The sequence below is a fragment of the Planctomycetia bacterium genome, from assembly GCA_016795155.1.
Classification (GTDB): domain Bacteria; phylum Planctomycetota; class Planctomycetia; order Gemmatales; family HRBIN36; genus JAEUIE01.
In genome coordinates this window covers 152,354-174,455 of the sequence record JAEUIE010000053.1, presented here as the reverse complement: position 1 = coordinate 174,455, position 22,102 = coordinate 152,354, and the positions used below count along the sequence as shown (strand labels likewise).

Below are 22,102 nucleotides of genomic sequence, written 5' to 3'. Positions count from 1 at the left end.
TCCATGTCGCTGCTGACTGTCGAAGGGCTTGAAAAAACCTATGGCCGACGCAAAGTGGTCAACGGCGTTGGCTTTCATGTCAATCAAGGTGAAGTTGTCGGGCTCCTAGGCCCCAATGGTGCTGGGAAGACAACCAGTTTCCGCATGACCACCGGAATGGTGAAGCCAGACCGTGGCAAAGTCAGCTTTGCAGAAAAGACAGTGACGAACTGGCCAATGTACCAGCGTGCCCGACTGGGGCTGGGGTACCTTTCTCAGGAATCTAGCATCTTTCGCAAGTTGACGGTTGAACAGAATATCCTTGCAGTGTTGGAAGCCATGCCCGGCTTACGTTCCTTGCAGGGTAAACGGCCCAACGCAGAACAACGACTGGAAATTACCCACGCCAAGCTGGAAGAGTTCGGACTGCATCGTCTGAAAAACAGTATTGCTCAAACGCTCTCAGGCGGTGAAAAACGTCGTCTGGAAATTGCCCGATGCCTGGCAACTGAACCTCTTTTGATTTTGCTTGATGAACCGTTTACGGGCATCGATCCGATCACCATCAGCGAAATTCAGGTGATTGTTCGTAATTTGTGCAAGCGAGGCATCTCCATTCTGATAACCGATCACAATGTTCGGGAAACCCTCCGCATTACCGATCGGTCTTATGTCATCACTGATGGATCGGTGGTTGCCCAAGGTACACCAGATGAAATTGTGAAGAATCAGACAGTGATTGCCCGTTACCTGGGTCAGAACTTTGCGGAAGAACAGCAGGGAAGAGGTTTCGTTGCTGATGCTGCACCGCAAATTCTGTCCATGAGCAATATGGCTCCGGCTCAAACCATAGATGCGGTGCTTAAACATGAACGAGTATTTGAATTGATTGAACAGTTGAAGGGATCGGAAAAAGATAAAGCTGAACATGAACTTCTCAATATCGGAAGGCCTGCCTTGCCTCATTTAGTAGATGCTCTGGAACGGCGAGATCTGGAACTGCGCCGAATGGCCTACCATGTCTTTTGCCTGATCGAGCCAAATGGCGGCGAATTTGACGCCTATGCACCTGAAGCTCAACGTCGGATGCAAATCGACAAACTGCGTGACCGGGCTTACCGTCGAGCCGGTTAATGAAGAAAAAATGGCAGAGATGAAGTTTAGACTCGCTTCTGAGCATTCGAGTGAGTATCTTCGTTAGTATCGGCTGTATAATAAAATCAGTACCGATTCCCGCCGGTTTATTCCGCCATTTTCACACCAGGAGCGAGATTGTGTCCGAACGATTGAATTCCCCCTCTCGTCGCGATGTTATCAAAACAACTACTGGAATCGTCGCAACCTCATCACTTGCCGGCGTAAGCATTCCCAGCGTACATGCTGGTGAAAATAACACCATTGACGTTGCGCTGATTGGCTGTGGCGGCCGTGGCACAGGCGCTGCCCAGAACGCAATCGCTACCAGGTCTGGCCCCATCCGCATAACCGCTATGGCTGATGCGTTCCAAGACAGGTTGAAATCCAGTTACGATGAATTGAAACGTCGAGTAGATAATGAAGAACGACTCGCCGTGAAAGATGAAAACAAGTTTGTCGGGTACGATGCATTCAAGAATGCTATGGATGTGTTGAAACCCGGCGACGTGGTGATCTTTGCCACTCCTCCTGCCTTCCGCTGGCCATTCTTCCAGTATGCAATCAAAAAGAAACTCAACGTCTTCATGGAAAAGCCAACTACGGTTGATGGCCCCAGCACGCGAAAAATGCTGGCCTTGGCTGATGAATCGGAGAAAGCTGGCCTCAAGGTAGGTGTTGGCCTGATGTGCCGACATTGCGAAGTTCGCCAGGAACTCTTTGATCGCATCAAAAAGGGTGAGATCGGAGACATCACTCTGCTGCGTGCTTATCGCATGCATGGCCCGGTTGGAACCTTCCAAGTCAGGAAGAAACCTGAGAAATTAAATGAACTGGAATACCAGATTCGCAATTTCCACGGTTTCCTCTGGGCCAGTGGTGGAGCATTCAGCGACTTCTACATCCATAACATTGACGAATGCTGCTGGATGAAAGACGCCTGGCCTGTCAAAGCATCAGGCAACGGTGGCCGTCATTACCGCAAAGACTTTGTCGATCAGAATTTCGACAATTACACCGTGGAATACACCTTCGAAGATGGCACGAAGATGTATCTGGAAGGCCGATGTATCACTGGTGCACGCGAAGAGTTCGCCAGTTATGCACATGGCACCAAGGGTGCAGCGGTCATCTCGGCTTCAGGCCATTCTCCTGCCCGCTGCAAGACCTTCAAGGGTCATCAAATGAAAACGGAGAATATTATCTGGAAATGTAAGGCTCGTGAAAATAATCCCTACCAACTTGAATGGGACAATCTCATTCAGTCCATTCGTGATGACAAGCCTCATAACGAAGCCCGACGTGGAGCCATGGCAAGTCTGGTCACTGCCATGGGTCGGCTTGCCAGTCATACTTGCAGTGAAGTCACGCTGGATCAGATGATGAACCACGACCACGAGATGGCTCCCGATGTGGATAAACTCACCATCGATTCGCCTGCTCCGGTAAAAGCAAATGCCGAAGGCATTTACCCGATTCCCGAACCGGGTCGCAAGAAGAACCGCGAATATTAAGATCAACATTGGATGTTATTCAAAGCTTCAAGCTCAGGCTTGAAGCTTTGACTTTTTATGAAAGCAGTTTTCGTAACTGCTCCACTCCACCCTGCAGATCTTCCCGGCTGGAAGCAAACGAAAGCCGAACGTAACCTTCGGCACCGAAGGCAGAACCTGGAACAACACTTACCTGCACTTTTTCCAAGGCAGCACGGCAGAAGTCAGCTGAATCGTTAATCTTGATGCCATGCAAAGTCTTGCCAAAGTGCTTTGACACATTGAAGAAGGCATAGAAGGCCCCGGTTGGTTGATGCACTGTGATACCAGGCAAACTGGCCAAGCCCTTGCAGATAAGATCACGCCGGGCCTGGAACTCGGCTCGCATATCATTCATGGCTTTCATGTCGCTGGTCAAACCAACCAGAGCGGCATACTGACTGATACTGTTGGGACAACCCGTCTGCTGACTTTGAATGTTGCCCATGGCTTTGATCACGTGCTTTGGTCCAAGAGCCCAGCCGATACGCCACCCTGTCATGGCGAAACTTTTGCTGGCGCCACTGACGACAATGGTAAGTTCCTGCATGCTAGGCAGGCTGGCTATACAAGTAGACTTCACATTGTCGTAGGAGAGATTCTCATAGATTTCATCTGAGAGCACTGCCAATTGGTGCTCGACTACCACTTGTGATAAGGCGAGAAGCTCGTCTCGTGAGTAAGTGACACCCGTAGGGTTGCTGGGAGAATTCATCATCAAGAGTCGCGTTTTGGGTGTAATGGCACTCTTGAGTTTAGCAGCAGTTAGTTTGAATCCTTCCTCAATGGTGGTGTTCACCAAAACTATGCTCGCACCGGTCATAGTGACCAGATCAGCATAGCTGGTCCAGTAGGGTGTAGGGATGATAACTTCATCACCAAGGCCAACCAATGCCGCAAGAGCATTGTGAAGGGAGTGCTTGGCGCCGTTAGAGATGATGACCTGATCGGGAGTATAAGTGAGATCAAAACGCTGTTTGTAGCTCTTGCACAGTTCCTGCCTCAGCGCCGGTAAGCCTTCAGCGGCGGTATACTTGGTGTGACCTGCATGCATGGCCTTCACCGCAGCTTCAACAATATGAGGCGGGGTGGGAAAATCGGGTTCACCGAGGGTAAAATCATAGACTTTGATGCCAGCAGCTTTCATTTCCTTGGCCTTGGCACCGGCAGCTAATGTAGCGGAAGGCTTCACCTGATCTGCAAGCCTGGACAATCGCAACATGGGTACTTACTCTCCTTTGGCTCTTGTGTTGCTATGTTAGTGACATGAATCGCAACGGTTAGAGTTGTGAAAGAGTTGGCAGGGATTGTTCTTTCCGTGTAAACTGAACTTGCATGGTTGATTTGAGAGAAGTCATGAAACCGATCGAGCAATTGCTTCAGCAAGAGAGACAGCACCTTACACGGAGATGGTTTTTTCGTGAGTGCGGTGTTGGCCTTGGCACTATCGGATTGATGAATCTACTCAGCCAGGGATTGATTGGCAGGGATGGTGATAAGAAGTCTGTTACTCCACTGACTCCGAAGAAACCTCATTTTGCTCCCAAAGCCAAACGGATTATTTACCTGTTCATGGCTGGCGCACCCAGTCATCTGGAACTGTTCGATAACAAACCCATGTTAGCCAAGCACAATGGCACATTGCCTCCTGCAGAATTATTGAAGGGCTATCGCGCAGCGTTCATTAACCCGAATTCAAAGCTGTTGGGACCAAAGTTCAAATTCAACAAGGTAGGAAAGAATCAGACCGAGATATCGGAGTTGATGCCTCACCTGTCTACCATAGTTGATGATTTGACCATCGTTAAATCGATGACGACGGATGCATTCAACCATGCCCCTGCGCAAATCTTCATGAACACCGGAGCACAGCAATTCGGAAGGCCTAGTTTCGGTTCTTGGGTAACCTATGGCCTGGGCAGTGAAGCAGAAGATTTGCCTGGTTTTGTTGTCTTCAGTTCGGGCAGCAAAGGCCCCAGTGGTGGACAATCGAACTGGGGAGCAGGCTTCCTGCCGACAGCACATAATGGTGTGCTTTTCCGGAGCGCAGGCGATCCAGTTTTGTACCTGTCGAATCCGCCTGGCATAGATCGTGAAGCACAGCGGGATACGCTTGATGCTCTCAAGGCACTCAATGAAGAACGCTTGGGTTTCATGGGAGACCCCGAAATCGCTGGCAGGATTAATTCCTTTGAGCTGGCCTATCGCATGCAGGCAACTGCTCCTGAACTGATGGACATCAGCAAGGAACCCAAGGCTGTGTTGGATGCGTATGGTGCAGAACCGGGAAAGCCTTCATTTGCCAACAATTGCCTGCTGGCCAGAAGGCTGGTTGAAAAAGGGGTTCGGTTTGTCCAGTTGTTCCATGAAGCATGGGATCATCATGGTGGACTGGTCAGCGGCTTGAAAGCAGAGTGCAAGAAAACCGATCAAGCCTGCACTGCCCTCGTCAAAGATCTCAAACAACGAGGCTTATTGGAAGATACTCTTGTCATATGGGGAGGCGAATTTGGCAGAACGCCCATGGTTCAGGGCGGCGATGATGGACGGGATCATCATCCCAATTGCTTCACCATGTGGTTTGCAGGGGGTGGCATGAAACCGGGTGTTGTGTTGGGAAAATCCGATGACTTTGGTTTTAATGCGATTGAAGACAAAGTACACGTTCACGACCTGCATGCCACCTTGCTGCATTTGCTGGGTTTCGATCATACCAAGCTGACCTTCCGCTTCCAAGGCCGTGATTTCAGGCTTACCGATGTACATGGACACGTTATAAACAAGATGCTGGCTTAGAGATCAGCATGCCCAAACCCACTCTCACTTGGATTGACAAATTCCGTGTCGCCATTCGAGGCGTCCGGTGGGGAATAACCGGACAAGCCAGTTTTTCAATTCATATTCCTGTTGCCCTGATTGTCATCTTGTTAGGTGCATTACTGCGCATCGAATCTGCAGAATGGATCGCGTTGATTTTCAGTATCGGACTGGTATTTACGGCAGAATTATTCAACAGTGCTATCGAAGTATTGTTTCAAGGATTAAACCCCGATCAACAAGATCGATTTTGGAAGTCGCTTGATATTGCAGCAGGGGCAGTGCTGGTTGCGAGCCTGACTGCGTTGGTAATCGGATGCATCATCTTTATTCCTCGCTTGTTTGCCATGTTTCAGCAATAAAGGAGTTTATCAAAGTGATTCAATTTATTACTGGCACGGGTTTCAATTGACTGCTATCTTTGATTTGCATCCAGCATCGCCCGATACTGGCAGGTGTGATCCTATGTTGAAATGCATGAACTTGGTACTGTTACTGCTTTTGTCGCTGTTACATGTTGATAGTTTTGCACAAGATAAGAAATCACCGAGAGCATTGACCTTTATTGGAGCTTTCAAAGGCGAAATATCCAAAGTCTCTGATAAAGGCAGTAAGATTGAAGTGGAATACAAGGAACTCGTTACCTCTACCACTCGATCAGCTAACAATAATACTGTGCGAGGTGGTGCGTCAGGCAAATATCGGCCTCCTGTCCCCAAAGAATTTGTCTTTAAGGAAAAGACCAGAGAGCTGGAATTGCGTGTTCATGAAGATACTGTCATACGATTGCTGGATAATGCACAGGCTCCGACAGACAATCAGTCAACGACGCGCAGGAAGAATTCTCAGGATTCTGAATCAAAGCAAAATCAAACTGATGACGATGCCTCAAAATCAAAAACTGGCTCCAAAACGAATCGAAAACGCACGGAGTCTGCACTACCTGGAAAACCAGGTGATCGTACTAACCTATCCAAAGGACAAGTCGTCATCGTGCAGGTAGCACGTGAAGACTTGCAGGGGTTCAGCAGACTGGTAGCCACCAGCATTATTATTCTTGGAGAGAAATAGTTACCGGCATGAAGCTGACAATCAACATCGACGGCGGATCACGAGGCAACCCCGGACCAGCTGCCTATGGATGCTACATTCTGGGAGCCTCCGAAACACCAATCAAACTGAAAGGCAAGCTGGGGCATGCGACCAACAACGTCGCCGAGTATCACGGCCTGCTGCGTGCGTTGGAAAAGTCTGTGGAATTAGGCGCTGATGAAGTCCATATCCGTGCGGATAGTGAACTGCTGGTTCGACAGATGACTGGCGTCTACAAAGTAAAAAATGAGAAGATTGCTGAACTTAAAGCACTTGCGGATGGCTTGATTAAACAGCTTGGTAAAGTTCATTTCCAACATGTCTACCGAGAACAGAATACCGTTGCTGATGAATTGTGCAACGAAGCACTGGATGATCCCAGGTTGCCCATCGAATCATTGGGGTTGCACAAGCCATTATCGACAACATCAGCAACTAACAACAAGCCTGCTCGTAAGATCGAAAAACAACCGCCAGACGTGCCTGCGAGTAGTATTAAGGAATATGTAAAAGTAAAACTACAAGGTTCATTGCTGAAGTTGAAAACCTCTCAACAGAACGATTCGTATGCCGTGGTGGCAAATGGTGTGAGTTGGCGACTGGCTCATGCTCGAGTTCCTTCTAATTACCAATCAGGCGACGCTGTCGTTGTCCTGGGCGAACTCGAATTGAAGAACCAGACGCCGATAATCAGCGTACGATCAATCAGGAAAGCATGAAAAAAGACTGAGTACCCCATGCGGTATCGCCTGGAACAAATAGCATAACTTCATGCATTATCAAAGCGTACTTTTATTGTTTGTGCTCGGTTTGACAGGTTGTGGCACTGCAAATCAGCAAGCTGTTCCGGCTGTACCTCCCAGCAAGGTGAATTTGAAACGCAATGTCGAGATTGGCACAGCAGAAAAGCGATCATTGCAGTACACCGTCGAAACGCCTGGTGTGATCGAAGCGGAGCGCATCACCGACATCGCAGCAGGTGTCAGTGGCATCGTCGACGAAGTCTTGTTTCGTGAAGGTGAATTCGTCACTCCAGACACCGTTCTCCTGGTAGTTGATCAAAAGCGTTTTGAGACTCAATTATCACTGGCCAAGGCCAATGAACTGCGGGCTCGTGCCGCGCTGGAACAATCCAAAGACACTGCCAGACGTGCTGAAGATGCAAAAGGAGCCATTACTGAAGAAGAGCGTACCCGTACTGCCCTAGTACAAAAGACCAGTGAAGCAGAGTTGGCTGCAGCCGAAGCCAACAGACAACTTGCAGAAATACAACTCAATCGCTCACGAGTCCGTCCGCCATATGCAGGTCGGATCAATTTAAGAAAAGTAACAGCGGGTAGTTACATTGATGAAAAAGGTGTTGTAGCTACCATCGCCGATATAACTCGCTTGCGACTGGTCGGTTGGATTCCGGAAAGTGCATCTTCTGCAGTTCGCAGTAGAATGACAGGTAACCTGGCTGTATCGTTCGCTGATGCAACAGCTCAAATGGTTTCTGCTGTTCCTCCATTATTCGGCATATCCGTGCGGAACCTTGCAATGTTTTCCGTACTCGTCCAGGCTCCCCAATTGTCAGATGTTGAATTCACTTTGCTTGCATCTCCAAGGCAAACATACCGTGGCAGATTGTTTTACATGAGCACCATTGCCAACAATGAAACGCATATGTTTGAAAGCAAGTCAGAGATCTTTCCCAGTGACATGAAACAGATGCAGGCCGGGTATACAGCTCGCATTCGCTTTCCTCTGCGAACCAATCAGGATGCGTGTGTGGTGCCGGAAGAAGCGGTTCGACCTAATGAGCGTGGATTCGTGGCTTTTGTCCCGATTCAGAAAACAGGCAAAAATGGCCAGACAGAATGGGTAGCCCAGGCACGCATCCTGGAACTCGGCTATCGCGAACCAGGCTGGGTTGAAGTCAAAAAGGGTCTGAAACCTGGTGAGACGTTTATCAGTCGCGGCTCGGAAGCATTGGAAGATGGAACGCCAATCCAGTTTGCCAACAAAGAACCAGCAAAACTTTCCTCGGCGCAGTGATGTCGAACATGCTCAGCGACATGTTGATACGAACTATACTGAAAAAACTGCCTTCATTGAGAATTGGAGTTGTGGGTGATCTGTTTCTCGACGAATACCTCGAAATAGATGATACGCTGACTGAACCATCAATTGAAACAGGCTTATCTGCATACCAGGTGACTAGCATACGACATTCACCCGGAGCTGCTGGTACTATTCTCAACAACTTGGCTGCTCTGGGGGTAGGTAAAATTCATCTACTCTCCTTCATCGGTACCGATGGGCGCGGACACGATGTCAAAAAAGCATTGACGCAACGTGGCATCGATGTTTCCTACTTGCTGGAAACCCCACTGCGGCACACGCCCACTTACACCAAACCCATGTTAAACAAGCCGGGTGCACCGTCGCGTGAATTGAATCGGCTCGACATCAAGAATCGAACTGAAACGCCTGGCGATGTTCAACTCTACCTCTACGAATCTCTTCCCAGATTGTGGAAAGATGTTGATGCGCTGCTTGTACTGGATCAGGTCAGTGTGGCGGAAACCGGTGTAATCACCTCCATGATCCGGCATCAACTGGCAGAACTGGGACAGTCGAACTCTAACAAGCTATTGCTATGCGACAGCCGGGAACGCATCGGCCAATTTTCATACTGCTGGGCTAAGCCTAACCTGTCTGAATGCCAGGCAGCATTGAACACTGACAGCATGACACCTGAACAGGCAGCCCGTGCACTGGCTTTTCAACTACAGCGACCTGTTTTCTGTACTTCTGGTGAAGAGGGTATTTTCCTGGCTGCTCGCTTCACCCACGATGTTGATTGCTCAGGAATCCAACAGTATGAGGTCAGGCAGGTACCCGGCTATGCTGTAACCGAACCAATTGATATAGTGGGAGCTGGTGACAGCACCTCGGCTGGAATTGCCTGTGCATTTGCGTCTGGAGCTTCGCTGACAGAAGCAGCGGCGTTTGGCAATTTGATTGCCTCCATCACCATTCAACAACTGGGTACGACAGGTACTGCAACTCCCAAGCAGGTCTGGGAGCGGTGGAAACAAGTTTCCTGACGAGATTGAATCATGGCAAGATACACCATTCGGAAGATTATGAGGCAGACTGTCTTGCCATCGTTCGTACTTGACTGTTTTTTGTCGGTTCTGTTGCTGATCTGGTACAGCTCTTTGCAGGCTCAAACTGTGATAACAAGTAAGCAGGCCGAGATTGATCGTTCACCCGTCGATTGTGTTTTGTCTGTTGATGAGAAATGGCTTTTCACTGCCAATCAAACCAGTGGCACCATCAGTGTTGTTTCACTGTCAGATAATCAAGTAATTCAGGAGATTCTCTGCGGACAACGTCCTTCCGATCTGGCACTCTCTCCCGACGGAAAGATGTTGCTGGCTTCCGCTACCTTTTCTCATGAGGTTGTTGCTTATCAGTTGCAAGCCAATGGCCAGTTGATAGAGTGCAATAGACTCTGGCTTGGATTCGAACCACGAGGAATTGTAATTGATAAGGCAGGCAAGCTGGCCTATATCGCTCTCAGTACAGCACATGCAATTGCAGTCGTTGAATTGGATGGTCTCAAGGAACAGGCACGCATACCCGTAGGACGCTGGCCTCGAACATTAGCTCTTACACCCGATGATAAAACACTGGTCGTTACCTGCAGTGGCAACGGCTCCATGAGTTTTGTCAACGTTGTAGAGCGGAAACTAATCCGTGATGAGCCTTTCACAGGCCTCAACCAGGGGCAGTTGGTGATCAGTCCCGATGGTGAATTTGCTTATACGCCTTACATTTATCATTTCGGTTCTGCACCGAATCAGCGCACGATCAAGTTGGGCTGGGTCACAACGAGCCGGATTGCTCGTATCCGCATTCATAGTGAGAAACGCATTTCTTCACTGTATTTAGATACTCAAGGCCAGGCAGTTGCTGATCCCTGCGGACTGGCAGTTAGTCCCAATCAGGAATGGATGGCTTGCTCTGCATCCGGCACGCACGAAGTGCTGTTCTTTAAGAATACGAAGCTGCCTTTCCAAGGCTTCAACAGTCGATTCCTGATCGACGAAGATCTGCGGCAAGATAAAGAGCGATATTTCCGACTGCCGGTAGGTGGGCGACCAATGTATATTCGTTTCAGCCAAGATAGCAGGCTTCTCTATGTGGTAAACTACCTTCTCAATGCTATCCAGGTCATTGATGTTGCATCACGTTCCATCGTTCGAACTATTGCTCTTGGAGGCCCGGTAACGCCAAGTCTTGCCCGTGAAGGCGAAACCATTTTCTACGATGGAACCCGATCTTTCGATCAATGGTATTCCTGTGCCAGTTGCCATCATGATGGACATAGTAACGGCATTGCCATGGACACCACGAATGATGGGCAGGTGGGCAACCCGAAAATGGTGCCTTCGATGCGTTATGTCTCGCACACTGGCCCCTGGACATGGCATGGCTGGCAGAAAGACCTCGGCGCTGCCATGCGAAAATCGATGAAGGAATCGATGTTGGGGAAGCCTATGAACGATCATGAAGTGAGTGCCATGGTAGCCTACCTGGAAACGTTATCAGGACCGGTCAGTCCGCATCGTGGCAAGACTGGACAAATGAGTGAAGCCATGCACCGAGGAAAAGAAGTCTTTGAAGGCAGCAAGGCTGGTTGTGCCACTTGCCATCGTGGTGAATACTTGACAGACAACAAAGTGCATAAAGTTGGTCTGGAAAGCAATTATGACTACTACCAGGGATTCAACCCTCCTACCCTGCGTGGCGTGTATGACAGAATGAGTTATCTGCACGATGGCAGGGCTCACACACTGGAACAACTTCTCACTGGCCCGCATGCACCAGAGAAGGTAACCGGAAATGGAAAGCTGACGGAACAGGAACTCAAGGATCTGGTGGAATACTTAAAAGGTCTGTAGTTTCTCAAGCAATGATGTCTTTCACGACCTTGCCATGCACATCAGTCAGCCGGAAATCTCTTCCTGCATAGCGGTATGTGAATCTTTCATGATCAAACCCCAGCAGATGCAATAAGGTTGCGTGCAAGTCGTGAACATGGACTTTGTTCTCAACTGATTGAAACCCGAATTCGTCGGTGGCACCCACTACGGTGCCAGCTTTCACCCCTCCGCCTGCCAGCCACATCGAGAAGCCCCAGTGGTTATGATCGCGGCCGTTGACTTTGCCAGCATTGGAACCAGGTGTGGGCAGTTCCACGACCGGAGTCCGGCCAAACTCGCCACCCCAAATAACAAGAGTATCGTTCAGCAAGCCACGCTGCTTCAGGTCTTTCAGCAGTGCTGCAATAGGCTGATCGCACTGCTTGGCTAATCGTTTGTGGTTCACTTCCAGGTCGTCATGATTATCCCAAGGCTGTCCATCACCATGCCAGACCTGCACGAAGCGAACGCCTCGTTCGATCATGCGGCGGGCGTATAGCAGTTGTCGGGCATGCACACCTGGCCCATACATATCAAGAATATGGGGCGGTTCCTTGCTGAGGTCAAAGACATCGGAAGCCTGCATCTGCATTCGGTAGGCGAGTTCAAACGATTGAATACGGGATTCGAGTTGCAAATCGTCTTTCCGCTCTGACTGATGCAAAGCATTCAGAGATTGCACCAGGTCAATCTGCTTACGTTGTTCCTGGTAGCTTGACCGATTGTTCTTGATATTCTCGATCAGCTTTTCAACTTTGTCGTGCTTGGTATCGAGATAAGCACCCTGGTAGATGCCCGGAAGAAAACCGGCTTGCCAGTTCTGCGATTCTTGAATGGGGTATCCGCCTGGACACATTACGACGAAACCAGGCAGATTCTGATTCTCAGAACCCAGGCCGTAGGTAATCCAAGAGCCAAAACTGGGACGAATCAAACGCGCTTCGCCACAGTTCATCAAGAGCAGCGATGGTTCATGATTAGGAATGTCAGCATACATCGAACGGATGATGCACAAATCATCAACGCACGAGCCGACGTGTGGAAACAGGTCGCTGACTTCGATGCCACTCTTTCCATAGCGTTTGAATTCAAAAGGCGACTTCCATGCGGCACCGGTCTTACGCTCCGTGCCCAGGTTGGGTCGTGGGAGCATTTTCCCATGGTATTCAGTCAATTTGGGTTTGGGGTCAAATGTATCCACATGACTTGGCCCACCATTGGCAAAGATGTGGATGATATGTTTGGCCCTGGGAACGAAATGAGGCGAGCGAGGCAATAGTGGATTGAGCGGTGAAGGTTTGTCTTTTTCTGAAGCCTGCATCATTCCCTGCGAAGCCAGCAATGAACTGAGCCCCAATGAACCCATGCCCATGCCGCACCGAGCCAGCAGTTGCCGGCGGTTCAGCAGAAGATGAGCAAGTGTTGGGGTCACAGGCATGATTGCTCCAGGGTCAATCCACAAAGATGAATTCGTTTGTCATCAATAAAGCATGCACCCATTGTTTCCAGGCATTCGGATCAGGCTTGTTACCCAGATAATCTCTTGCGAGTGCAAATTCGTGTTCTCGTGCATCACGTGCAAATATCAGTTGATAACAACGGTGTATGCGTTCGGTGGGGTCTGTGATGTTCTGAATAGCATTTTGCTGAAGAAACGCTTTAACCTGGTCTGCCAGAAAGACGCTGTTCATAAAGAAAAGCGTTTGCTGTGGCACTGTAGTGGTAAAGCGCATAGGAGAATGAGTATCGGGAATTGCGACATCAAATGTGCGGAAAAGGCCAGGGAGATTCTGTCTGTCAATAAAGGCATAGAGAGAACGGCGCCGGTTGCCTTGCTTGAAGATATCCACTGAAGGCCCGCCAAGTGTTGAATCAAGCTGCCCGCTGACCAAGAGTAAACTGTCCCGCATAGGTTCCCATTCGAGTCGTTTGCGGTTCATGCGGGCCAGCCAGCGGTTATCCGGGTCCTTTTTCCAGGATTCCGCATGATCTGATGATTGCCTGTAGACCTGGCTCATCATGATACTCTTGATCAATTTCCTGGTTGACCATTTATTTCTGACTAAAGAAGCAGCCAGTTCATCGAGTACCTCTGGATGGGTGGGTGGTTCACTTCGCAAACCGAAGTCGCTGGGGGTGGCAACCAATGGCTTACCCACTAAATGTTCCCAAACCCGGTTTACCCAAACCCTGGCTGTCAGTGGATTATCAGGGCTGGTAATAGCCTTGGCTAACTCAACCCGTCCACTGCCCTGCTTGAACGGCTCAACTTGCTGATTGGTGAGAAAAGGCAGGAACTGTCGAGGTATTTTAGGACCACGATTTCCCGGATTTCCACGCACAAAGACTACTGGTTCCACAGGCTGGGGCTTATCCAGCAGAATCATACCGCGAGGCGGCGCACCGGGATGATCAGCATGCAATCTACGTATTTTGTTCTCAAGCGGCTTGCGCTGTTCAAAAAACAGTATGGGCTTATCTTTCTTATTCTGCTCGTGGTCTTTATCCCACTTGGTCAATTCGTTTTTGAGTTTCACTAATTCCTGATTGAATGCCGCAGATGCTTCTGGAGGTGGCGACATGCCCAGTAGTGGCATTTCTTCCAAGTCAGGCTCGGTGCTGCTGTTAAATACTCCGTATAGGCTGTAATAATCCTTGATACTTACCGGATCGTATTTATGATCGTGGCAACGAGCACACTGAACGGTAAGCCCCATCATGGACCGCATGGTCACATCAATGCGGTCATCAATAATGTCGTGCGGATTGTTAATGAACCGGCGACCAACTGTCATGAAACCCATTGCAGCCAGATCCTGCGGATTATCTTTTCGAATCAGTTGATCTGCAGCAATCTGGTATGACAGGAATTGATCGTAAGGCATATCCTGGTTGAAGGCATTCACTACCCAGTCGCGATAGGTCCAGGCAAAGGGGTAAGTGCGATCCACTCCAACACCGATGTAACCTTTATTGTCTGCATATCTTGCGAGATCGAGCCAATGCCTTGCCCAGCGCTCACCAAACTGAGGACTAACCAGCACCTTATCGATCCATTTTGACATTACTTCATCATTACCTGCTGGATCATTGACAAAGTTATGCATTTCTTCGAAGGAAGGTGGTAATCCCACCAGATCAAACTTGATCCGTCGAAGCAACGTGCGCCGATCTGCAGGGGCTGCAGATGCAAACGATTGAGTTCTCAACCGCTTTTCGACCAGTTGATTGATTGTTTCAGTAAGTGGTTTTGTCGAACTTGCTTTCACAGGCTGAAATGCCCAATGATTCTTCCAGCTTTCAGATACTACCGTTTTATCTTTTGGAAGGTGACCGCCTTGTTCAATCCAATTTTGTACTTTGTCAATCTGTTCGTCACTCAATTTCTTTTTAGGTGGCATTTTGATGTCTGCCGAATGGCTCAGCAATTCCATCAATCGGCTTTGCTTCGGTTTTCCAGGAACAAACAATGGCCCAGAATCCAGCCCTTTCTGAAGATCAGATGGTAAATCCAACCGGATATTGCCTTTGGACTTCTCCGGCCCGTGACAGGAATAACAATGCTCGGCCAGGATGGGTCGAATATGGTTCTCAAAATAATCAATTTTGTCATCCGCTATCAGCGGATGAACGAAGAGAAAAAAACAACAGGAGAAGATGATGCCGATTCGGCGGCGTATCATCAGCTTTTCCTCGGCAAAACAAACAAACCCATTGGCAGGAAATAAGGGTCTGTAGGCAGGTCTAACTCAATTATTCTACCATAAGAAACAATGATTGACCAAGTAAAGTTTACCTCTCTTCACAACTGATTCAGCTATTTTAAAGGTATCTCACTGTTTGATTCATCTCGATTGATTTCGTAGGCCTTCATTTTTCTATCAAGAGTAGAGCGTTCAATCCCGAGAATGGTGGAAGCCTGACTTTTCACCCAATTGACATGTTTCAAAGTACTGATGATATGTTCCTTCTCGAGGCTCTCCAATGTCAACGGGCGGTACGCGCCTTGTGAACGAGTTTCACTGGAACCGGTAGCAGACGGCAAGGTGAGTGGAGACAACCATAGATCATCGCTCTCAATCATACCGCCGTCAGAAAGTGCAACGGCACGTTCAATGACATTACGCAGCTCACGAACATTCCCCAGCCATTGATGTCGTCTTAATTTCTCGATGGCTGCCTCACTGAACCCCGGAATTTTCTTGCCAATATCCTGCTTATACCTTTCGAGAAAATGATTGGCCAGCAACGGAATATCTTCAAGACGTTCACGCAGTGAAGGTACTCGTATTTCAACCACTTGCAGTCGATAATACAAATCCTGCCTGAAACGACCCTGGCGAATGGCTTCCTCCAGTGGTCGATTGGTAGCTGCAACCACCCTGACATTTACTTTGACAGGCTCCGAACCGCCGATGCGTTCATACGCATGGCCTTCCAGTATTCGCAACAGTTTTGCCTGAGCGCTGGCAGGCATTTCGCCGATTTCATCAAGGAATATAGTGCCGCCATTGGCAGCTTCGAACTTACCGATTTTTCGCTCCGTGGCTCCAGTAAATGCACCTTTCTCATGGCCGAACAGTTCACTCTCGAGAAGTGATTCCGGCAAGGCAGCACAGTTAAGACAAATAAACGGATTAGCTTTTCGCGGACTGGCTAGATGAATGGCACGAGCCACTAGTTCTTTACCTGTACCGCTTTCGCCGCGAATCAGCACGGTTGCATTCGTTGCAGCTACTTTGCCAATTTGAGCTAGAATTGCCTCAATCGTAGGGCTTCTACCAATGAGTTGAACTTCTGAAGCGATATGCTCTCGCAGCCCCTGGAGTTCCTGTCTGAGTTCTTCCTGCCGCTTCATTCCCTGAGCAACAACCGCCAATTGCTTGCTGATAGCAACGCACATCTCCAGTGAATCCTGCTGCAGGACATGAAGTGGATTTGCAACATATACGAACAGAAGGAACTCCACTGTATCACTGATTTTGACCGGCGCGATAATGAAGGAAGCAATGCTCCGATTGCTCTGTTGTGGTTGAAACCGGTTTCGTGCCCTGGCAAGAACAGCCTGCTTGGTTCCCAGTACTTCTCTGATTACGTTGACCGGCGGTGGTATGAACGAGTTCTCCAGTTGAGGCGGATTCTTGTGCGCCAGCACTTTCCATTCTCTCCGGGATCCCTGCTGATTCTGATGAAGAATCGCTGCACAATCTGCCTGCGTTGCTTCGAGCAATGCAGTGAGTACCTGCTCAATCAAATCATCGAGCGTGAGGGCCTGTCCCATCTGTAACGCCAGACGAAACAGAAACGCCAGGTCTTTCGTCAATTTCTGATGCTTTGGACCATCCATCTGCCCTGCATCACTGGAAGCTGCGTCTTCCTCCGTCGGTGGCAGCATCGTCTCGCCATTGTCATAGCGAGTCGAAACCAGCACTCGGGAAACAATGTCATGTCCGAGCGGCGAATCTGACAGTTCCTGATCACTCTGCAATTCAGAAAGGTGGCGGACAAAGACGAACGTATTACGACCAACAACTATTTCGTCATTGGGTTGCAGAGGACAATCTTTCTCGAGCAGCTTGTTATTGACTTTCGTACCATTTCGACTGCCGCAGTCACGAATGGACCATTGCCCTGCAGTATTGCGGAATACTTCTGCGTGAAATCTGCTGCACAAATCATCATCGAGCACGACTTCGTTGGATTCGGCCCGACCCATCAGCAGTTTTTTTCCTGCTTCGAGTTCGTAAACACGTCCGAACTGAGAACCTTGACGCACTACCAGATAGGCACTTGGATGGGGTGGCATGAGTTCCCAATATTACTTGGCTGCATAGCATGAAAGTACGACATCCTTTCAGATATCGCATTGCTATTCTAATACAGTGAGAATCTTGATGCCAATCATCTTGGCTGTTAATCGAAGTCTATTTTGTGTAATGTTGGGATTGGTCCTGCTCACTGTGGGTTGTCATAAGCAAGCGTCACAGCGAGTGGTACTTTATTGCAGCCAGGATCGTGAATACGCAGTCGGCCTGCTGGCAGAGTTTACGAAAACCACAGGTATTCAGGTCGAAATTCGGTCGGATACGGAAGCCAACAAGACGGTAGGACTTTACGAATCGATTGTGCGAGAATCCAGTCAACCACGTTGCGATGTATTCTGGTGCAATGAGCCTGTACTAATGCAGCGTCTGGCACAGAAACAGTTGCTGCAGCCATATGTTTCGTCATCGGCAAAAGATTATCCTTCCTGGACGCGACCTGCAGGTAACTATTGGCAAGCCTTTGCGGCAAGAGCCCGAGTCCTGGTAGTGCATGAACGCATCGCAGAGCTTGATACGCCCAAAACACTACAGGAACTGTTGCAGCCATGGTGGAACAAGCGTTGGGGAATGGCTAAGCCATTTTTTGGAACCACTGCAACGCACATGGCTTGTTTGTGGCAACGGTTGGGAAGTGAGCCGACTCAAAAACTGATGGAACAGATGGCTCAATCGGCTGTCATTCTACCTGGGAACAAAGATGTAGCTGTCGCGGTGGGAGATGGTCAAATCGATATGGGACTGACTGATACTGACGATGCTGTGGTTGTTCAGAACATGAAGAAGCCTGTGAGAATGGTGTATCTGGATCAAACCACTACTGGCACACTGTTTCTGCCCAATACACTCGGACTAATCAAGAATGCTCCACACGCAGATACAGGCAAAAAGCTGATTGACTATCTATTAAGCGAGCTTGTGGAAAGGCAGTTGGCCCTGGGGCCCAGCGCACAAATTCCCCTCAACCCTAAAGTAGTTCTGGATAAGCCACGCATTCAAACCCTAACCACAGTGAATGCAATGGAAGTAGATTACAAGGCAGTGGCCAACCATTGGGATGAAGTGCAGGCATTCTTGCGTAAGACATTTCGAGACTGATCCATTCAAGCAAGCCATTGTCAATCACTTGTCAATGGCTTGCCAACAAGGCGAATACTACTTGCTTTGTTTCTTCTTTAGCTCAGGTGGACGAGTCAAACGGATTTCTCCACCAGATTCATCCAGGCATTGAATCTCCAATGTTTCAGGCATTGCTTGAGGAACACCGAGAATGGTGACCTGGATTTTCCCTTCTTCTTCCAGCTTGGCAATTTCACGTCGCTTGCGGTTAAGCAGGTATTGTGCCAGTGTATCGGCAACTCGAATGCGTACACGTGACACATTGGGTCGCCATGCTGCCAGTTGGAGCATTCGCATCACCTCGATGCTCATGGTCTCACCGGTTTTGACCAAGCCAGTTGCACGGCAGGCAGGGCATTCGTCAAAATTCGTTCGCTTGAGTGAAGGCCTGATGCGTTGTCTGGTCATTTGTATGATGCCAAACTGGGACATGCGCAGCACCTTGGTTCGTGCTCGGTCACGGCTTATCGCCAGGCGAAGTGCTCGCTCAATTTCACGGCGATGCCGTTCTTCGCGCATGTCGATGAAATCGATGACGATCACACCTCCAAGATCACGAAGCCTGAGTTGTCGAGCCACTTCCTTGGCAGCAGCCAGGTTCATCTGGTAAGCGTTTTCCTCGGCATCACTTTCCTGGCGGAACTGGCCGGAGTTGACATCAATGGCAACAAGTGCTTCCGTCTGATCAATCACCAGTGAACCACCGTTAGCGAGTGGAACCCGTTTGTTCTGAATGTTCCCAATTTCTGCTTCGATACCAAACCGGTGGAAGAGTGGTTCAAGCCCCTGCTCAAGCACCAGCCTGTCTGCATAACGAGGCATGACAAACTGCATGAACTCATGAGCATGCTGATAGGAAACCGGTTCATCCACACGAATCTTTTCGATATGATTGTTGAAAATATCGCGAATCGTTCGAGTGATAATGTCACTTTCCTGATAAATCGGAGCTGGACCGCGGGATTTCTTAATACGATTGGCAATCACCCGCCACAATCGTGTGAGGTATGCCAGATCGCGCTGCAACTCTTTCTTGGTTCTATCCAAGCCGGCAGTACGGATGATGAACCCCAACCCGCGTGGTGGCTGCAAATCCTGTAGGATGTTGCGAAGTCGGCGACGTTGTTGTTCATCACCTATTTTGCGAGAGACACCAATACGACTGAGGCCAGGCATAACGACCAGGTAACGCCCTGGAATGCTGATGTAAGTGGACAAGGTTGGCCCCTTGGTGCCGATACCTTCCTTGATAACCTGCACCAGTACTTCCTGACCTCTTCGGAAAATTTCCTGAATAGGAGGCTTGGGAGCTGCATTAGGACCATCACGGCCAAAATCCCGACTGGTATTTCGCTGCCGGCGATCTCCGCCAGGACCACTTCGTTGAAAACCTCCACGATTTCCACGTCCGCGATTGCCATCACGATCACGGCCACCGGATCGAGGACGCCTAGCGCCATATTCACGAGTATGTGGTGATGCTTCTTCACTTAGCTCGCTTTCAGTGGATTCATCAAACTGAATAGGCTCATCTACCATTTCGCGATTGAAAGTCGGAATGGAAGACTCAGGTTCTTCGCCTCGATCAAAATGAGGAATGACTTCATCAATTGGTTGAGAAACTCCAGTATCAATTTCTACATCAGGTATTTCATTACTGAGCTTGCTTGTTTGCTCATGGCCAAATTCTGGAAAAACAGGCGATTCTGGTGCTTTCATTGATGCAAAGCTCACATCAAAGGCATCCAACTCTATTGTCGTTTCTTCCGTCTTTCTTTCCGCTGCTGGCATTGGCACTGCAGAGGGTGATTGATCGATTGATGGAAAGCTGAAGTCTTCCAAATCAAACGACGAGGCATTGGTTGTAATTTTCTCTTGTGAATATACAGGTTGTTCGAACTGAGACGAAAGTCCCAAATGGGGTTCGACAGGTAAAGCGGGTACAGATTCCGTGATAACGCGATCAGCCTGTACTTCGGTATCGGAAGCCGGTTCAAATAAAATCCCGAATCCGAACCCGCTGGCTGGCGGCTCTGTTACATTCTGCTTAATATGTGTGATTGTTGTTGGTGTTGGCTCGATGATTTGCGTTTCCTTAACTGCAGGAGGAGCAATCACCGGCTGTTGCCGATCTCGACCATGTGAGCGATTCCCTTCACGATGGCCTCGTTCAGACCTGTCATGCGAGTGGCGTGAATCTCTATCTCGCGAACGACCAGTACGTGATCCGCCGCCCCTGGAATCTTCAAATGAAGAGCGTCGTGATCGAGGCCTCTCAGGTGGAACATATTCGTCTTCGAGAGTCACTTCCTCATCGCTTTGATCCTCAATGATTTCGACAGTCTCGATGGTTTCCTCATCATCGTCATCCATCAATGCGCTTGCCTCAAGCGCTTCTTCTTCCTCCAGAGAGATTTCTGGGATGTCAAGAACATCAAGCAGGTTATCCTTACGATGTCTATCGTTACCTTCTGTCAGATGTTTGTAATACTGTGGATCCACATCAGATACATGCAGGAAGCCATTTCGGCCTACGCCAAAGTCCACAAATGCAGCCTGTATGCTCGGTTCAATGTTGACAATTTTTCCACGATAGATGTTGCCAACAAAACTTTCCTGGGTGGAACGTTCTACGTACAGTTCTTCCAGTACTCCATCCTCCATGATGGCAATGCGCACTTCTTCAGTTGGAATAGCGTTGATCAGCATTTCCTTGCGAACGCGTTTACGGGTTACGGGACGTTGATATTCGGGAGTCATTGTTTCTTTCTCAAACAGACCGGTATACAACCGGTACTTGGGTTAAAGTAGGTTCCTGCAGGTCGCCTTGCTTAAGACAAGGTACAGCACCGGATGAAACAGCCGGTTTCGCGGCTGGCAACTCGTCTTCCAGGAACAGTTCGGTACGCTCGAGGACGGATTCGCCATCGAGCATGTGGTTTTCCAAATCTACCAGACGGAGCAATTCTTCGGGGCGAATAGCTCCGTGATTGGTAATAGCAACGTCCATCCAATATCCCTGGCTGTCTCGCCAGAGACGATGTATGAACGGCTTGATGTCCAGTTTCTTGACCTCAACACGGGTCATCAGAGGTTCAGCGGTGGTCAATGCGTCAAGGCGTTCTTCTGCCAAAGGTTCTGCCCTGGCCGGGGCCTGCAATACATTGCGGATACGATCAATGACCAGCGTGTCACTCAGCATCAGTTGCGACAAGCGATCGCTGATGTCCGGACGATATACCGGAGGCAGCGGATAGAAATAGATGGCGCGTACAGGCTGAGCAGTACTGCGAACAGGAACGGTATCTACTGACAAAAAGTCCAACCCTTCCGGCGCGAGCTCATTCAATGTGATCAACACCCGGACCGCATCATGCTTACCATCCAGTTCGAGTTCAACAACTTCCTTGTGTCCCACAATGCCAAGACTGAGGGCACTGGCAAAAGTAATCTTGGGTTTGGGATTATAACCTTCCGTTGACCGGAAAGGGATTTGTGCGCGACGCATCAATCGTTCCATCAGCCTCATGAGATCATGGTGGCTGAGAAATCGAATATCTCCGGCCTTCGAAAAACGAAGACGGAGCTTGCACACATCAGGCTGGACATTCACCTCAGACATCTCGCCGTG

Annotated in this window: 16 protein-coding genes and 1 pseudogene; 10 read left to right on the top strand and 7 right to left on the bottom strand. The window is 49.2% G+C overall.

The annotated features are described in order from the left end of the window. Positions 1-3 precede the first annotated feature (3 nt). Both lptB and JNJ77_18465 read left to right on the top strand, forming a co-directional pair. Positions 4-1,113, top strand: a complete 1,110-nt coding sequence (lptB, locus tag JNJ77_18470) for an LPS export ABC transporter ATP-binding protein (protein ID MBL8824577.1) — start codon at positions 4-6, stop codon at positions 1,111-1,113. Between the two features lie 140 nt (positions 1,114-1,253). Next, a complete protein-coding gene (locus JNJ77_18465; protein ID MBL8824576.1) occupies positions 1,254-2,627 on the top strand; it encodes a Gfo/Idh/MocA family oxidoreductase in 1,374 nt (457 codons plus the stop codon). Positions 2,628-2,682: 55 nt separating this feature from the next. Here the strand turns inward: JNJ77_18465 and JNJ77_18460 are convergent, their stop codons facing one another. Next, the gene (locus JNJ77_18460) at positions 2,683-3,867 is read right to left on the bottom strand and encodes a pyridoxal phosphate-dependent aminotransferase (GenBank protein MBL8824575.1); all 1,185 of its coding nucleotides are present in this window, start codon (positions 3,865-3,867) and stop codon (positions 2,683-2,685) included. Between the two features lie 134 nt (positions 3,868-4,001). Here JNJ77_18460 and JNJ77_18455 point away from each other — a divergent pair, with 134 nt between their 5' ends. The 7 genes from JNJ77_18455 to JNJ77_18425 all read left to right on the top strand — a co-directional run bounded on the left by JNJ77_18455 (position 4,002) and on the right by JNJ77_18425 (position 11,509). Beyond that, positions 4,002-5,441, top strand: a complete 1,440-nt coding sequence (locus JNJ77_18455; GenBank protein MBL8824574.1) for a DUF1501 domain-containing protein — start codon at positions 4,002-4,004, stop codon at positions 5,439-5,441. 8 nt (positions 5,442-5,449) lie between these two features. Continuing rightward, a complete protein-coding gene (locus JNJ77_18450) occupies positions 5,450-5,824 on the top strand; it encodes a diacylglycerol kinase family protein (GenBank protein ID MBL8824573.1) in 375 nt (124 codons plus the stop codon). 115 nt (positions 5,825-5,939) lie between these two features. After that, positions 5,940-6,533 carry a hypothetical protein gene (locus tag JNJ77_18445; protein ID MBL8824572.1) on the top strand — a complete coding sequence of 198 codons (594 nt, stop codon included), beginning with the start codon at positions 5,940-5,942 and terminating at the stop codon, positions 6,531-6,533. Positions 6,534-6,541: 8 nt separating this feature from the next. Beyond that, positions 6,542-7,273, top strand: a complete 732-nt coding sequence (locus JNJ77_18440) for a ribonuclease HI family protein (protein ID MBL8824571.1) — start codon at positions 6,542-6,544, stop codon at positions 7,271-7,273. A 52-nt stretch (positions 7,274-7,325) separates the two neighbouring features. Beyond that, a complete protein-coding gene (locus JNJ77_18435) occupies positions 7,326-8,591 on the top strand; it encodes an efflux RND transporter periplasmic adaptor subunit (protein MBL8824570.1) in 1,266 nt (421 codons plus the stop codon). 8 nt (positions 8,592-8,599) lie between these two features. Then, positions 8,600-9,646 (top strand): carbohydrate kinase, encoded by a 1,047-nt coding sequence (locus JNJ77_18430; protein ID MBL8824569.1) that lies wholly within the window; start codon positions 8,600-8,602, stop codon positions 9,644-9,646. Between the two features lie 12 nt (positions 9,647-9,658). Continuing rightward, a complete protein-coding gene (locus tag JNJ77_18425; protein ID MBL8824568.1) occupies positions 9,659-11,509 on the top strand; it encodes a beta-propeller fold lactonase family protein in 1,851 nt (616 codons plus the stop codon). A gap of 4 nt (positions 11,510-11,513) precedes the next feature. Here JNJ77_18425 and JNJ77_18420 read toward each other — a convergent pair whose 3' ends face one another. The 3 genes from JNJ77_18420 to JNJ77_18410 form a co-directional block, all read right to left on the bottom strand. Beyond that, complete coding sequence (locus tag JNJ77_18420) at positions 11,514-12,968, bottom strand: DUF1501 domain-containing protein (protein MBL8824567.1); 1,455 nt, start codon at positions 12,966-12,968, stop codon at positions 11,514-11,516. A gap of 13 nt (positions 12,969-12,981) precedes the next feature. After that, the gene (locus JNJ77_18415) at positions 12,982-15,213 is read right to left on the bottom strand and encodes a PSD1 domain-containing protein (protein ID MBL8824566.1); all 2,232 of its coding nucleotides are present in this window, start codon (positions 15,211-15,213) and stop codon (positions 12,982-12,984) included. Between the two features lie 134 nt (positions 15,214-15,347). After that, entirely contained in the window at positions 15,348-17,336 is a 1,989-nt protein-coding gene (locus JNJ77_18410; protein ID MBL8824565.1) for a sigma 54-interacting transcriptional regulator, read from the bottom strand. A gap of 130 nt (positions 17,337-17,466) precedes the next feature. Here JNJ77_18410 and JNJ77_18405 point away from each other — a divergent pair, with 130 nt between their 5' ends. After that, a complete protein-coding gene (locus tag JNJ77_18405; protein MBL8824564.1) occupies positions 17,467-18,450 on the top strand; it encodes an extracellular solute-binding protein in 984 nt (327 codons plus the stop codon). 57 nt (positions 18,451-18,507) lie between these two features. On the opposite strand, the gene JNJ77_18400 is transcribed toward JNJ77_18405, so the two are convergent. The 3 genes and pseudogenes from JNJ77_18400 to JNJ77_18390 all read right to left on the bottom strand — a co-directional run bounded on the left by JNJ77_18400 (position 18,508) and on the right by JNJ77_18390 (position 22,093). After that, positions 18,508-20,010: an Rne/Rng family ribonuclease gene (locus JNJ77_18400; GenBank protein ID MBL8824563.1), complete on the bottom strand. Its 1,503-nt coding sequence runs from the start codon at positions 20,008-20,010 to the stop codon at positions 18,508-18,510. Positions 20,011-20,952: 942 nt separating this feature from the next. After that, positions 20,953-21,180: pseudogene (locus JNJ77_18395) on the bottom strand (S1 RNA-binding domain-containing protein). Positions 21,181-21,241: 61 nt separating this feature from the next. Next, positions 21,242-22,093, bottom strand: coding sequence for a DUF2344 domain-containing protein (locus tag JNJ77_18390; protein MBL8824562.1), 852 nt, complete (start codon positions 22,091-22,093; stop codon positions 21,242-21,244). Positions 22,094-22,102 lie beyond the last annotated feature (9 nt).

What these genes read in the sequence shown, in the direction of transcription:
- JNJ77_18415 (MBL8824566.1), bottom strand. Translation starts at nt 15,213, where the DNA reads ATGATACGCCGCCGAATCGGCATCATCTTCTCCTGTTGTTTTTTTCTC.
- JNJ77_18430 (MBL8824569.1), top strand. Translation starts at nt 8,600, where the DNA reads ATGCTCAGCGACATGTTGATACGAACTATACTGAAAAAACTGCCTTCA.
- JNJ77_18445 (MBL8824572.1), top strand. Translation starts at nt 5,940, where the DNA reads ATGAACTTGGTACTGTTACTGCTTTTGTCGCTGTTACATGTTGATAGT.
- JNJ77_18455 (MBL8824574.1), top strand. Translation starts at nt 4,002, where the DNA reads ATGAAACCGATCGAGCAATTGCTTCAGCAAGAGAGACAGCACCTTACA.
- JNJ77_18405 (MBL8824564.1), top strand. Translation starts at nt 17,467, where the DNA reads ATGTTGGGATTGGTCCTGCTCACTGTGGGTTGTCATAAGCAAGCGTCA.
- JNJ77_18390 (MBL8824562.1), bottom strand. Translation starts at nt 22,093, where the DNA reads ATGTCTGAGGTGAATGTCCAGCCTGATGTGTGCAAGCTCCGTCTTCGT.
- JNJ77_18400 (MBL8824563.1), bottom strand. Translation starts at nt 20,010, where the DNA reads ATGGTAGATGAGCCTATTCAGTTTGATGAATCCACTGAAAGCGAGCTA.
- lptB (MBL8824577.1), top strand. Translation starts at nt 4, where the DNA reads ATGTCGCTGCTGACTGTCGAAGGGCTTGAAAAAACCTATGGCCGACGC.
- JNJ77_18410 (MBL8824565.1), bottom strand. Translation starts at nt 17,336, where the DNA reads ATGCCACCCCATCCAAGTGCCTATCTGGTAGTGCGTCAAGGTTCTCAG.
- JNJ77_18420 (MBL8824567.1), bottom strand. Translation starts at nt 12,968, where the DNA reads ATGCCTGTGACCCCAACACTTGCTCATCTTCTGCTGAACCGCCGGCAA.
- JNJ77_18440 (MBL8824571.1), top strand. Translation starts at nt 6,542, where the DNA reads ATGAAGCTGACAATCAACATCGACGGCGGATCACGAGGCAACCCCGGA.
- JNJ77_18450 (MBL8824573.1), top strand. Translation starts at nt 5,450, where the DNA reads ATGCCCAAACCCACTCTCACTTGGATTGACAAATTCCGTGTCGCCATT.
- JNJ77_18425 (MBL8824568.1), top strand. Translation starts at nt 9,659, where the DNA reads ATGGCAAGATACACCATTCGGAAGATTATGAGGCAGACTGTCTTGCCA.
- JNJ77_18460 (MBL8824575.1), bottom strand. Translation starts at nt 3,867, where the DNA reads ATGTTGCGATTGTCCAGGCTTGCAGATCAGGTGAAGCCTTCCGCTACA.
- JNJ77_18435 (MBL8824570.1), top strand. Translation starts at nt 7,326, where the DNA reads ATGCATTATCAAAGCGTACTTTTATTGTTTGTGCTCGGTTTGACAGGT.